The sequence below is a fragment of the Stenotrophomonas maltophilia group sp. vghtpe118 genome (genome assembly GCF_052605195.1).
In genome coordinates this window covers 2,162,939-2,176,006 of record NZ_CP199672.1, presented here as the reverse complement: position 1 = coordinate 2,176,006, position 13,068 = coordinate 2,162,939, and the positions used below count along the sequence as shown (strand labels likewise).

Sequence of the window (13,068 nt, the reverse complement as noted above, 5' to 3'; positions counted from 1 at the left end):
GGGAATGCCCTCACTCGTTGACGGCGACGATGTGGCGTGGCGTGGCCAGTACCGGCTCGCGCACAAGGTCGGTGACCTGGCCGTCGACGATATGCACGTTGCGCTGCGCACGCGCGGCCAGTTCCGGGTCGTGGGTGACCATCACGATGGTGGTGCCGGCGGCATTGATCTCCTCCAGCAGTTCCATCACGCCGCGCGCCATCTGCGTGTCCAGGTTGCCGGTCGGTTCGTCGGCCAGCAGCAGGCGCGGGCTGCCGGCCAGGGCGCGTGCGATGGCCGCGCGCTGCTGCTGGCCGCCGGACAGCTCGTTCGGGTAGTGCTTCATGCGCGAACCGAGGCCGACCTGGGTCAGCGCCTTCTCGATGCGCTCTCGGCGCTCGTTGGCGCTCATCTTCCGATAGCGCAGCGGCACGTCGACGTTGTCGAACAGGTTCAGGTCGGGGATCAGGTTGAAGCCCTGGAAGATGAAGCCGATCTTCTGGTTGCGCAGGCGGCTGCGGGCGTCGTCGCCCAGCGTGCTCACATCCTGCCCGTCCAGCATGTAGGTACCGCTGGTGAAGGTTTCCAGCAGGCCGGCAATGTTGAGGAAAGTGGTCTTGCCGGAACCGGACGGGCCGGTGACGGCGACGAACTCGCCTTCCTTGACCTGCAGTTCCAGTGAGCGCAACGCGTGGGTCTCCACCTGTTCGGTACGGAAGACCTTGGCGACCGAACGCATTTCGAGCATGTACATGGGGTGTCCTCTCTCCAGGATTCAGGTATCAGTTGACGGAGACGCGTTCGGCGTCCTTGAACAGGTCGCTGCCGGAGACCACGATGCGGTCGCCCGGCTGCACACCCGACTTGATTTCCACTTCGCCCAGGCTGCTGACGCCCAGTTCCACCGGGCGGCGCACGGCGGTGCGGCCATCCATCACGTAGGCCATGCCGTTGCCCTGTTCGACGAACGGGCCGCGCTCGACCTTCAGCACGTTCTTGCGGGTATCGAGCAGCACGCGCACCGACATCCGCTGGCTCTGGCGCAGGCCTTCCGGCTGCGCGCTGGCAAAGCGCACGCGGGCGTTGACCTCGCCGTTGACCACTTCCGGCGACACCGCGCTGATCTCGCCCGGGAACGGTTGGCCGTTGCCGCCGGTCAGCTGCGCCGGCATGCCGATCGCCAGGTCGCGGGCGAAGCTTTCCGGCACCTTGATCTCGACCTCGAACTTGGACAGATCGACAACGCCCAGCACCGGCGCGTTGGCGGCCAGGTTGGTGGACTGCACGGCCTGCACCTGGCCGACCTGGCCATCGAACGGCGCGCGCAGGGTCAGCGCATCGACCTGGCGCTGCACTTCGGCCACCACCGCTTTCTGGCGGTCGGCCAGCAGGCGCTTGTTGCGGGCATCCAGGTCGGCGCCCTGGCTCTGCAGGCGCGCATCGGTGGTGGCATTGGCCAGGGCGATGTCGGCTTTCTTCAGCGAATCCTTGGCCTTGGCCAGGTCGATCTGCGGTACCGCGCCGCCGTCGTAGCCGCGCTGGTAGCGCTGCAGGTCGCGGTCGGCGGCCTGACGTTCGATGGTGGCCTGGTCGGTTTCCTTGCGTGACTTGGCACGGGCCAGGGTCGCGTCCAGCGCGGCGCGGCTGGCCTCGGCTTCCAGGCCGGCCAGCGTTGCCTGTTCCTGGGCCAGCTTGCTGCGCAGTTCCGGGCTGTCGATGATCGCCAGCTCCTGGCCCTTCTTGACCACGTCACCGGCGACGACCTTCAGGTCCACGGTACCGGCCGAGATCGCGTACAGGATCGGGCTGTTGGCGGCGATCACGCGGCCGTCGGCAGCGATGTCACGGACCAGGTCGCCCCGCTTCACCTCGGCGATGCGCACGCGGCTGCTGTCGAAGGAGCGGCTGGCATTGGACCAGGCATGGACCGCCCAGCCGATGCCGGCGAGCAGCGCGATGGCGCCCAGCGCCGGCCAGCGGTAGCGATGCCAGCTTGCGCGGGTGGTGCCGGCCGGGGCGGAGGAAACGATCTGGTCCTGTGCGGAAGTGTCGCGGATCATCGGGTGCGTGCCTGTCGGTGGTAGCCAATACCAAGCACGTAGCGTGCCAACTTTATTTCCTTTCAGGTCAAGGGGTTGGGGTTTTCGGGGAAGTGTCCGGGTGTCCGCGGACACCTTTCCGGACACTTTCATTAAGCGGACAGGAGGGGGAAGCCGGACACGCAGGCTAGAATGCGGCAATCGTCTTCAAGGAAACGCGTGACATGTGTGGAATCGTGGGTGCAATCGCCGATCGCGATGTGGTGCCGGTACTGATCGAAGGCCTGAAGCGGCTCGAGTACCGTGGTTACGACTCCTCGGGCATCGCGGTGATCGACCAGGCCGAGCGCCCCGAAGTCCGTCGTGTCCGTCGTACCGGTCGAGTGTCGGAAATGGCTACGGCGGCCGAGGCCGAGGGCTTCAATGCGGTGCTGGGCATCGGCCACACCCGCTGGGCCACCCACGGCGGTGTCACCGAGGCCAATGCACATCCGCACATCAGCCACGGTGTGGCCCTGGTGCACAACGGCATCATCGAGAACCACGAAGAGCAGCGCGAGAAGCTGCGCGCGCTGGGCTACACGTTTGAATCGCAGACCGATACCGAAGTCATCGCGCACCTGATCCATCATCATCTGAAGGATGGCGACGATCTGCTGGTGGCACTGCAGCACACGGTGAAGGAACTGACCGGTGCCTATGCGCTGGCCGTGGTCAGCCGCGCCGAGCCGGAGCGCTTCGTCTGCGCGCGCATGGGCTGCCCGCTGCTGGTCGGCCTGGGCGAGGGCGAGAACTTCGTCGCTTCGGATGTCTCGGCGGTGATCTCGGCCACCCGCAAGGTGATCTTCCTGGAAGAGGGCGACACCGCCGAGATCCGCCGCGATGGCGTGCGCGTCTTCGACGAGCACGACCAGCCGGTCGAGCGCGACGTGCATCTGTCCGACGTATCGCTGGCATCGCTGGAGCTGGGCCCGTACCGCCACTTCATGCAGAAGGAAATCCACGAGCAGCCGCGCGCGCTGGGCGACACCATCGAGGCGGCGATCGATGCCGGTGGTTTCCCGGCCGGGCTGTTCGGCAAGAACGCCGAAGCGGTGCTGTCGGGCATCGAAGGCGTGCAGATCATTGCCTGCGGAACCAGCTACTACGCCGGCCTGACCGCGCGCTACTGGATCGAAGCCATCGCCGGCCTGCCGTGCAGCGTGGAGATCGCCAGCGAGTACCGCTATCGCGCGGCCTACGCGAACCCCAAGCATCTGATCGTGACCATCTCGCAGTCCGGCGAAACGCTGGATACGATGGAAGCGCTGAAGTACGCCAAATCGTTGGGCCACCAGCACACGCTGTCGATCTGCAACGTGCCGGAAAGTGCGATCCCGCGCGCCAGCGAACTGGTCTGCTACACCCGCGCCGGCGCCGAGATCGGCGTGGCCTCGACCAAGGCCTTCACCACCCAGCTGGCCGCACTGTTCCAGCTGACCGTGGTGCTGGGCAAGCTGCATGGCCGCATCGACGCGGCGCAGGAAGCGGACTACCTGGAGCAGCTGCGCTTCCTGCCGGGCAGCGTGCAGCACGCCCTGAACATGGAGCCACAGATCGCCGCCTGGGCCGAGCGTTTCGCGCGCAAGAGCAGCGCATTGTTCCTGGGCCGCGGCCTGCATTACCCGATCGCGCTGGAAGGCGCGCTCAAGCTCAAGGAAATCTCCTACATCCACGCCGAGGCCTACCCGGCCGGTGAGCTGAAGCATGGTCCGCTGGCGCTGGTGGACGAGGACATGCCGGTGGTGGTGATCGCGCCGAACGACAGCCTGCTGGAGAAGGTGAAGTCGAACATGCAGGAAGTGCGTGCGCGTGGTGGCGAGCTGTTCGTGTTCGCCGACCAGGACAGCAACTTCAATGAGTCCGAAGGCGTACATGTGATCCGCACGCCGCGCCATGCCGGCGTGCTCAGCCCGATCGTGCACACCATCCCGGTGCAGCTGCTGGCCTACCACACCGCGCTGGCACGCGGCACCGACGTGGACAAGCCGCGCAACCTGGCCAAGAGCGTGACGGTGGAGTAAGGCATTCCCGGAGTTGTGGGATGCTGCATGCGAAAGGGGCCTGCGAGGCCCCTTTCGTTTGTGCCGGACGCAGTGCGAAGTGGGACAGCTGCCGGGCGTTCTGTCCGTCGTCGGCAGCAGGCAATCATTCTTTAATGCGCGAAGCCGCCTGTATTCAGCGGCGGTTTCAGCCGCGGTGCCATTCTCTGGATCGTCAGTTGGTTCCCACGACGAACTGTCCTATCGATGCCGGTAGTGACCGAGGGTCGCAGTCGTAGAATCGATCTGGCCGAGGTTAGGGTTGAGCGATTGAACCCGCCTCGTTCGCGTTGCAGCACATCGTCTGCCGAGTGATTCCAAGCGGCAGACGGGTGCGCCAGACGTGCGCTGAAAGGTCTGTTCCCGGGGAGGGGGCGTATCGGAAGAGCACACTTTTTTGACTTCAGTGACCTGCACCAGGAAACAAGAATGAACGTCCGCGAACTCCTGCAATCCAAGAAAGAAGCTGTCATCACCATCGATGCCGAAGACACGATCGGTGCCGCCGCCCACAAGATGAGCGCGAACAGGATCGCTGCGCTGGTGGTGATGAAGGACGATGCCCCGGTCGGCATCATTTCCGAGAAGGACATCGTGCGCACCCTGGCCGACGACGGCCCGCAGGCCGGCCGCCGGGTGATTTCCAGCCTGCCGTCCACCGGTCTGGAGGGCATTGCGCCGGAAGCCACGCTGAAACAGGCCATGTCGTTGATGACGTACTCGCGGCGCCGTCACCTGATGGTCACCGAAGGCACCCGCCTGGTCGGCATCCTCAGCCTGGGCGATATCGTGAAGAACCTGCTGGGCGAGCTGGAACTGGAAAAGGCCGTGCTGCAGGACATCTACATGGCCGCCCACTGAGGGCCGCAGCGCTGGAAGCAGAGAAGCCGGGCATTGCCCGGCTTCTTCATTCACCGCGCCGGTGATATCAGAAAGTGACCTTCACCGAATCGGCGCTGTAGTTCGCCGGCCCGTGATAGACCACTTCGATGTTGTTGCCATCGGGGTCGAGCACGAAGGCGCCGTAGTAGCCCGGGTGGTAGGGGCGTTCGCCTGGCGCGCCATTGTCGGTACCGCCGGCGGCGATCGCGGCAGTGTGGAAGGCATCAACAGTTGCGCTGTCGCGCGCCTGGAAGGCGAGATGGTGGCGGCCGGTCAACTGGCCGGCGGCGGCACGGCTGCTGGCGCTGGAAATGAACAGCTCGTCGGCCCAGAAGAAGTCTGGCCCTTCGCCGCCCAGTGGGATGCCGATCGTATCGAACACTGCCTGGTAGAAGCGGCGGCTGGCGGCCAGGTCACGCACCACCAGCTGGATGTGGTCGATCAGGCGGCCACGGTGCAGTTCCATCGTTTCCATACGAACCTCACAGAAAAAGGGGACGGAGGGGATTAAGTCGCTTCCAGCACAATAGTGCCAGAAACGGCTTAATCCCCTCCGTCCCCTTTTCGGGGTCAGACGTTGGCGATGATCTCGACCCAGTAGCCGTCCGGGTCCTTGATGAAGGCCAGGTTCTTCATGCGGCCGTCGGTCAGGCGCTTCTGGAAGGTTACCCCGAGGTCCTCGAAGCGCTGGCAGGCCGCCTCGATGTCCGGCACCGACACGCAGATGTGGCCGAAGCCGCGCGGGTCGCTGTTGCCGTCGTGGTAGACCGCGCCGTCCTGGCTCTCGGTGCCGTGGTTGTGGGTCAGTTCCAGCACGCCCGGCAGGCCGGCCATCCACAGGCGGCGCTGGCTGTCATCTTCCGGAACCGCCACGCCAGCTGGGACGTAGGCCAGGAAGTACAGGCTGAACTGGGCTTCGGGAAAGTCGCGCTTGTCGATCAGCTGGTAGCCGAGCACGCGGGTGTAGAAGTCCAGCGAGGCGGTGATGTCCTTCACCCGCAGCATGGTGTGGTTGAACACGAAGCCGGTGGTTTCGGCCGGGGCCTGGGCGGCGACGCCGGGGACATCGCGCAGGGCGGGAATGGTCATGGGGGAGGTCCTTCAGACAGGGCCGTTGCCGGCCGGATGGGGGCATTCTACCGGCCAGCACCTGACGGTACCGCGACGTACAATGGCCGGATCGCACCGTTCCGTCCTGACAACGATTGCCCGCCATGTCGCAGCGTGAATGGGTGGCCGCCGCCATCCGCAAGATTGAAGCCGATTTCAACCGCTCCGCCGATACCCACCTGATCCCGCTGGCGCTGCCCGGGTTCGAGGGCATCGATGTGTACCTGAAGGATGAGTCGAGCCATCCCACCGGCAGCCTCAAGCACCGGCTGGCGCGCTCGCTGTTCCTGTATGCGCTGGCCAATGGCTGGCTGCGCGAAGGGCGACCGGTGATCGAGGCGTCCAGCGGCTCGACGGCGGTGTCCGAAGCCTATTTCGCGCGCCTGCTCGGCCTGCCGTTCATTGCAGTGATCCCGGCCACCACCTCGCCTGAAAAGATCGCCGCGATCGAGTTCCAAGGCGGCCGCTGCCATCTTGTCGAACGCGCCTGCGACCTCAACTGTGATTCGGAAAAGCTGGCCCGTGAAACCGGTGGCCACTTCATGGACCAGTTCACCTACGCTGAGCGCGCGACCGACTGGCGTGCCAACAACAACATCGCCGAGTCCATCTTCAAGCAGATGGCCGAAGAGCCCAGCCCGGTTCCGGAATGGATCGTGTGCAGCCCCGGCACCGGCGGTACCGCCGCCACCCTGGGCCGCTATGTCAGCTACCGCCGCCACGACACCCGCATCCTGTGCGCGGACCCGGAAGTGTCGGTGTTCTTCGACGGTTACCGGGCCGCCGTGGCCGGTGAACAGGACTGGCGCGACCTGACCTGCAGTGGTGGTTCGCGCGTGGAAGGCATCGGCCGGCCACGGGTGGAACCGAGCTTCATCCCGACCAGCGTCGATGCGATGGTCAAGGTACCCGACGCACTGAGCCTGGCGGCGATGCGCCATGTCAGCCGCCAGCTCGGCCGCCGTGTCGGTGGCTCGACCGGCACCAACTTCATCGGCGTGCTGCAGGCCGCGCAATGGATGCGCGAGGCGGGCCACCAGGGCAGCATCGTCAGCATCCTGTGCGACAGCGGCGAGCGCTATGCGCAGAGCTATTACGACCCGGCGTGGTACGCGCGCCAGGGCATCGATGTCGATGGCGCCGATGCACAGCTGGCCGCTGCGGTGGCCGGGCAGGGCTTGCCCGAGCTGCCATGGTGCAGCCTGGAAGCGCTGTAGCACGGACGAAGCTCGCGCCGGGCCATGCTGGCGTCCGCGACGGTGTCTCAGTACCCCGCTGCGGTGAAGGCGTCTAGCACCGCGTCGCGAAGCGCATCAGGCAACGCCTCGATGTCCATCGCACGGTCATCCAGGTGCAGGGTGGGATCCAGGATGCTGGCGCGGCCCTGGGCCAATGCCTGCAACCACAGCAGCACGCAGATCACGAACTCGCGCTCATGGCCCAGCTGCAGCTGGCTGGCGCCGCGCTCGACCACTTCGAACGGGTACCACTCCTGGCTTTCATTGAACGTGCCGCCCTGCTGCAGCACCGCCTGCAACTGCTGCAGGTGGCGCGGGGCGTCGTCGCCGGCATCGCACAGCGCGGCGATCCAGGCCAGTTCGGCCGCGCTGGCAGACAGTGCCAGCGACCGCGCCGGTGAGGCGGATGCAACTGCAGCCAGACCTTCCATGTTGGGCCTCGTTCGGTACGTGCCGCTGCGGACTCCCCCGCACCCAGAGCTTCGGGGGGCATGCGTAAGGCCGATGTGAATGCCGTGCCCCCTTGTCAGCGATGCCTGGCAGCGCCATATCTACCGGGCTGCCCGCCTGCCGGGCCCGTACCCTGGAGACCTGCCGTGACCGTTGCCAACCCCCTGCTCGATTTTTCCGGCCTGCCGCGCTTCGAGGCGATCCGCCCCGAGCACGTGGCGCCGGCGCTGGATGTGCTGCTGGCCGAGGCCGCAGCCGCCGTCAGCGCAGCCGAGCAGGTGCAGCCGGTCACCTGGCAGACCTTCGTGACCCCGCTGGACGATGCCACCGAGCGCCTGTGGCGCGCCTGGGGCCTGGTCGGCCACCTGCAGGGCGTGGTCAACACCCCGGAGCTGCGCGAGGCCTACAACAGCAACCTGCCGCGGGTGACCCGCTTCGCCAGTGCGCTGGGGCAGAACCTGGCGCTTTACCGCCAGTACCAGGCGCTGGCCGCCAGCCCGGAGGCGGCGCATTTCGATGAAGCCCAGCGCAAGGTGCTGGACAACACCCTGCGCGACTTCCGCCTGGGCGGCGCCGAGCTGGCGCCCGAGGCGCAGCAGCGTTTTGCTGCGATCAAGGAAGAACTGTCGGCGCTGTCGGCGAAGTTCTCGCAGAACGTGCTCGACGCTACCGATGCCTGGTCGCTGTTCATCGAAGACGAAGCGCGGCTGAAGGGCCTGCCGGAAGACGTGAAGGCCGCCGCGCATGCCGCAGCACAGAAGGACGGCAAGGCCGGCTGGAAACTGACCCTGCAGATGCCGTGCTACCTGCCGGTGCAGACCTGGGGCGAGGACCGCGACCTGCGCGAGATCCTGTACCGCGCCAGCGCCCAGCGTGCGTCCGAATTCGGCGATGACGCACTGGACAACAGCGGCAACATCGACCGCATCCTTGCCCTGCGCGCCGAACTGGCTGCGTTGCTCGGCTTCGATTCGTACGGCCATTACTCGGTGGCGACCAAGATGGCGCAGGACCCGGCCGAAGTGCTCGGTTTCCTGCGTGACCTGGCCGCGCGTGCCAAGCCGTTCGCCGCCAAGGACCGCGCCGAGCTGGAGCAGTTCGCGCGCGAACAGCTCGGCATCGACAGCCTGCAGGCCTGGGACCTGGCCTTCGCCGCCGACCGCCTGAAGCAGGCGCGTTACAGCTATTCCGAGCAGGAAGTGAAGCAGTATTTCACCGAGCCGAAGGTACTGGGCGGCCTGTTCTCGGTGATCGAGCAGCTGTACGGCCTGCGCGTGCAGGAGGACAGCGCGCCGGTGTGGCACGAGGATGTGCGCTTCTTCCGGTTGGTCGATGCGCAGGGCGCGCTGGTTGGCCAGTTCTACCTGGACCTGTACGCCCGCGAGGGCAAGCGCGGCGGGGCGTGGATGGATGATTGCCGCAACCGTCGCGTGCGCGCCGACGGCAGCGTGCAGACGCCGCTGGTCTACCTGGTGTGCAACTTCGGCCGCGGTGCCAACGGCAAGCCGGCCACCTTCAGCCACAACGAAGTGACCACGCTGTTCCATGAGATGGGCCACGGCCTGCACCAGCTGCTGACCCGCATCAGCGAACTGGGCGTGGCTGGCATCAACGGCGTGGAATGGGATGCGGTGGAGCTGCCCAGCCAGTTCATGGAGAACTTCTGCTGGGAATGGGACCACCTGCAGGCGATGACCGCGCATGTGGACAGTGGCGAGCCGCTGCCGCGCGCGCTGTACGAGCGCATGCTGGCCGCGCGCAACTTCCACAGCGGCATGGCCACCGTCCGCCAGCTGGAGTTCGGCCTGTTCGACATGCTGCTGCACAGCCAGTTCGAACCAGCGCAGGACAGCGTGCTGGCGCTGCTCGACCGCGTGCGCGCGGAAGTGGCGGTGAACCACCCGCCGGCCTGGAACCGCTTCCCGCACCAGTTCAGCCACATCTTTGCGGGCGGTTACGCCGCGGGTTACTACAGCTACAAGTGGGCCGAGGTACTCAGCGCCGACGCCTATGCCGCCTTCGAGGAAGCGCCGCAGGCACTGGCTGAAACCGGCGCACGCTTCCGTGATGAGATCCTGTCGCGCGGTGGCAGCCGCCCGGCGGCGGACAACTTCAAGGCCTTCCGCGGCCGTGCTCCGCAGATCGATGCGCTGCTGCGCCACTCGGGCATGGCGTAATCCATGGTGGTGGGTGCCAACCTTGGTTGGCACTTCACCGCCATCCACGCATGGCGTGGATCTACCGGAATGCCGGCCAGCGGCCGGCACTACCGGTGGCGGGTCATTCGGCGTAGATCATCTTCCGGGTCATGCCGCCGTCGACGATGAAATCCTGGCCGGTGCTGAAACCGGACAGTGATGACAGCAGGTAAACGGCCAACGCACCGATGTCCTCCGGCTGGCCGACGCGGCCGACCGGGTGTTGCGCATGGTCGGTGGCCGAATACTCCGGTGCGTGTCGGCGTGAGGGTGCCTGCCACTCGCAGGTGCCGATCCAGCCGGGACTGATGCTGTTCACCCGCACCGCCGGGCCGCTGCTGATCGCCAGCGCATGGGTGAACGCGACCAGTCCGCCCTTGGCTGCGGCATAGGCTTCGCTGTGTGCCTCGGATTGCCAGGCGCGGGTCGAAGCGATGTTGATGATCGCACCGGCGGCGCTGGCGGTCAGCGCCGGCAACGCATGCTTGCTGCACAGGAACGCGCCGTGCAGCGAAGACAGCCGGCGCTGCCACTCGTCCCAGTCCATGTCCTGCAGCAGCGTGCCGTGCGGGCTGGCAATCCCCGCGTTGTTGACCAGGCCGTCGATGCAGCCGAAACGCTGCAGGGCCACGGCGATGAGGGCGCGCACGCTGGCTTCGTCGGTGATGTCCAGGCGCTGGAACACGGCATCCTCACCACGCTGCCATTCCGCCAGGCACGCCTCGCCGGCCTCCACGTCGAGGTCGCCGATCAGCACGCGGCCACCGGCGCCGAGCACGGCCTGCGCGATGCCACGGCCGATGCCGTTGGCGCCGCCGGTGACCAGCACCACCTTGCCCGACAGCGGCGCGGCCGGCCAAGCGGCAATCGGCGGCACCGTGCTCACGACAGGTCTTCGCCACGCAGGCGGCGATGCCAGCCGTCCACGCCGATGCGGTCCAGGGTCTGGATGTTGCGCTCGACGATCACGTCCGGATCCGGATAGACGTCCACCGCGCGCGCCACGCTGTCTTCGCGCAGCAGGTGCAGGGTGGGGAAGGGCGCGCGATTGGTGTAGTTGCTGGCGTCGTCCGCGGCCACGCCGTCGAACTGGTAGTCGGGGTGGAAGCTGGCCACCTGCAGGATGCCCTGCAGGTCCAGCGCCTCGATCGCCGCGTCGGCGTTGTCGAGGAAGTCGTTGTAGTCGAGGAAATCGGTCAGCACCTGCGGATGCACGATCAGCGTGGTATCGATCTGCTCGGCCGGCGTATCGCGCAGCAGGACCAGTTCCTCGGCCAGCTGCTCAACCAGGGCTTCCGTCGTGGTCGCATCGCTGAGCACGATGCGGACCTGGTCCTTCACGTAGACCGCCTTGGCGAACGGGCACAGGTTCAGGCCGATGACGATGCGTTCCAGCCACAGGCGGGTGGCGGCGATCGGGTCCTCGGTGGGTAGTTGGGCGTCGGTCATGGCGGGCACGTCGGCTGGCGGGGCGGACATTGTAGGCGCGTCGCTTGCAACGCACCGTCTTACCGCAGGTGCCGGCGCCGGGCCATGCCCGGCGGCCAGATCAATCGCGGAAATTGTTGAACTGCAGCGGCAGCTCGAACTTGCCGGCCTTGAGCACGGCGATGGCGTCCTGCAGGTCATCACGCTTCTTGCCCTGCACGCGCAGCTTGTCGCCATTGATCTGGCTTTCAACCTTCAGCTTGGCCTCCTTCAGCGCAGCAGCGATCTTCTTGGCGATCTTCTGCTCGATGCCCTGCTTGACGGTGATCTTCTGCCGGGCCTGGGCCAGGTTGGTCTCGATGTCGCCGAATTCGAGGCTGAGCACATCGATGCCGCGCGCGGCCAGGCGTGCACGCAGGATGTCGTTCATCTGCTTGAGCTGGAACTCGGTCGGCGCGAACTGGTTGATCACATCGCCATCGCGTTCGAACTTGGCATCCACGCCCTTGAAATCGAAGCGGGTGGCCAGTTCGCGGTTGGCCTGGTCGATGGCGTTGGTCAGTTCGTGGGTGTCGACTTCAGACACGACGTCGAAGGAAGGCATGGGCGATGCTCCGCAGGATTCAGTGGCGGCCATTCTATCGCGAGGGCCCCACGCCCGCCCTTTGTAGAACCGAGCCATGCTCGACTGCTCTTCACAAGGCAGTCGAGCATGGCTCGACTCTACAATCCCGTGCGGTCGGCGATAATGGGCCATGAACGTGCAACGCTCCCCCTCGCGCGCAGTGGCCTGGATGGTCGCTGCGGTCGCCTGCTTCTCGCTGATGGATGCTGGCATGAAGCAGCTGTCGGCCAGCTACCCCACCCTGGAAGTGACCTTCCTGCGCGGCGCGGCCTCGTTGCCATTCGTGCTGGTCTGGGTGCTGGCCAGCGCCGGGCCGCGTTCGCTGGTGCCGCGCCGCTGGGGGCTGCACCTGCTGCGTGGTGCGCTGGGCATGGCGATGATCGGCTGCTTCGTGTTCGCCCTGCGCGACCTGCCGCTGTCCACTGCCTACACGATCTATTTCGTTGCCCCGCTGCTGATCGCCGCATTGTCGGTGCCGCTGCTGGGCGAGCGGGTCGGGCCACGGCGCTGGGTCGCCATCGGGATTGGCCTGGTCGGTGTGCTGGTGGTGCTGCGGCCGGGCGTCGATGGCTTCATCTCGGTGCCGGGGCTGATGGTGCTGGCCGCGGCCACTGCCTATGCCGTAGCCGCGATCACGGTCAGCCTGTTGACCCGCACAGATACTTCGCAGTCGATGGTGGTCTGGTTCCTGGTGATCATGGCCATCGGTGCCGGGCTGCTGGCCCTTCCCGGCTGGGTGCCACTGCAGCTGGCACATGCGCCGCTGATCGGTGGCATGGGCCTGGCCGGGGCGCTGGGCCAGATCGCCCTGACCAGGGCCTTCCAGCTGGGCGAGGCCTCGATGATCGCGCCGTTGGAGTACAGCGGGCTGGTCTGGGTGATCGGTTGGGACCTGGCCTTCTGGGGCCAGCTGCCCGATGGCTATACCTGGGTGGGCGCGGCAATCATCGTGGCTTCGGGGCTTTACCTGCTGCACCGCGAGCGGGTGAACAGGCAGGAGCCGCCGAAGCCGCTGGATCATCCCTGAACCGGTTTGGC

General features: G+C 66.4%; 13 protein-coding genes. 5 read left to right on the top strand and 8 right to left on the bottom strand.

What is annotated here, in order from left to right:
- Nucleotides 1-10: 10 nt before the first annotated feature.
- Entirely contained in the window at nt 11-733 is a 723-nt protein-coding gene (locus ACUDTM_RS09950; RefSeq protein WP_005419487.1) for an ABC transporter ATP-binding protein, read from the bottom strand.
- 28 nt (nt 734-761) lie between these two features.
- Nucleotides 762-2,039, bottom strand: a complete 1,278-nt coding sequence (locus ACUDTM_RS09945; protein ID WP_072167215.1) for an efflux RND transporter periplasmic adaptor subunit — start codon at nt 2,037-2,039, stop codon at nt 762-764.
- Between the two features lie 203 nt (nt 2,040-2,242).
- On the opposite strand from ACUDTM_RS09945, the gene glmS reads away from it, so the two are divergent.
- Both glmS and ACUDTM_RS09935 read left to right on the top strand, forming a co-directional pair.
- Nucleotides 2,243-4,081: a glutamine--fructose-6-phosphate transaminase (isomerizing) gene (gene glmS, locus ACUDTM_RS09940; RefSeq protein ID WP_111007814.1), complete on the top strand. Its 1,839-nt coding sequence runs from the start codon at nt 2,243-2,245 to the stop codon at nt 4,079-4,081.
- Between the two features lie 447 nt (nt 4,082-4,528).
- Nucleotides 4,529-4,960 carry a CBS domain-containing protein gene (locus ACUDTM_RS09935; RefSeq protein WP_005411115.1) on the top strand — a complete coding sequence of 144 codons (432 nt, stop codon included), beginning with the start codon at nt 4,529-4,531 and terminating at the stop codon, nt 4,958-4,960.
- A gap of 67 nt (nt 4,961-5,027) precedes the next feature.
- Here ACUDTM_RS09935 and ACUDTM_RS09930 read toward each other — a convergent pair whose 3' ends face one another.
- A complete protein-coding gene (locus ACUDTM_RS09930; RefSeq protein ID WP_019660719.1) occupies nt 5,028-5,456 on the bottom strand; it encodes a VOC family protein in 429 nt (142 codons plus the stop codon).
- A 95-nt stretch (nt 5,457-5,551) separates the two neighbouring features.
- Nucleotides 5,552-6,070, bottom strand: a complete 519-nt coding sequence (gene gloA / locus ACUDTM_RS09925; RefSeq protein WP_033834977.1) for a lactoylglutathione lyase — start codon at nt 6,068-6,070, stop codon at nt 5,552-5,554.
- Nucleotides 6,071-6,195: 125 nt separating this feature from the next.
- Here gloA and ACUDTM_RS09920 point away from each other — a divergent pair, with 125 nt between their 5' ends.
- Nucleotides 6,196-7,308, top strand: a complete 1,113-nt coding sequence (locus ACUDTM_RS09920) for a PLP-dependent cysteine synthase family protein (RefSeq protein ID WP_019660717.1) — start codon at nt 6,196-6,198, stop codon at nt 7,306-7,308.
- A 47-nt stretch (nt 7,309-7,355) separates the two neighbouring features.
- On the opposite strand, the gene ACUDTM_RS09915 is transcribed toward ACUDTM_RS09920, so the two are convergent.
- Complete coding sequence (locus tag ACUDTM_RS09915; RefSeq protein ID WP_005419475.1) at nt 7,356-7,760, bottom strand: hypothetical protein; 405 nt, start codon at nt 7,758-7,760, stop codon at nt 7,356-7,358.
- Between the two features lie 165 nt (nt 7,761-7,925).
- Here ACUDTM_RS09915 and ACUDTM_RS09910 point away from each other — a divergent pair, with 165 nt between their 5' ends.
- On the top strand, nt 7,926-9,956 hold the full coding sequence (locus ACUDTM_RS09910) for a M3 family metallopeptidase (protein WP_445391291.1): 2,031 nt from the start codon (nt 7,926-7,928) through the stop codon (nt 9,954-9,956).
- Nucleotides 9,957-10,059: 103 nt separating this feature from the next.
- Here the strand turns inward: ACUDTM_RS09910 and ACUDTM_RS09905 are convergent, their stop codons facing one another.
- The 3 genes from ACUDTM_RS09905 to ACUDTM_RS09895 form a co-directional block, all read right to left on the bottom strand.
- The gene (locus tag ACUDTM_RS09905; RefSeq protein ID WP_072167210.1) at nt 10,060-10,863 is read right to left on the bottom strand and encodes an SDR family oxidoreductase; all 804 of its coding nucleotides are present in this window, start codon (nt 10,861-10,863) and stop codon (nt 10,060-10,062) included.
- Nucleotides 10,860-11,426 carry a DUF1415 domain-containing protein gene (locus ACUDTM_RS09900; RefSeq protein WP_061479870.1) on the bottom strand — a complete coding sequence of 189 codons (567 nt, stop codon included), beginning with the start codon at nt 11,424-11,426 and terminating at the stop codon, nt 10,860-10,862. Before ACUDTM_RS09900 ends, ACUDTM_RS09905 begins: the two co-directional genes overlap by 4 nt.
- Nucleotides 11,427-11,526: 100 nt before the next feature.
- Nucleotides 11,527-12,009: a YajQ family cyclic di-GMP-binding protein gene (locus ACUDTM_RS09895; protein ID WP_005419468.1), complete on the bottom strand. Its 483-nt coding sequence runs from the start codon at nt 12,007-12,009 to the stop codon at nt 11,527-11,529.
- A 151-nt stretch (nt 12,010-12,160) separates the two neighbouring features.
- On the opposite strand from ACUDTM_RS09895, the gene ACUDTM_RS09890 reads away from it, so the two are divergent.
- Nucleotides 12,161-13,057: a DMT family transporter gene (locus ACUDTM_RS09890; protein WP_019660712.1), complete on the top strand. Its 897-nt coding sequence runs from the start codon at nt 12,161-12,163 to the stop codon at nt 13,055-13,057.
- The last annotated feature ends 11 nt before the right edge of the window (nt 13,058-13,068 follow it).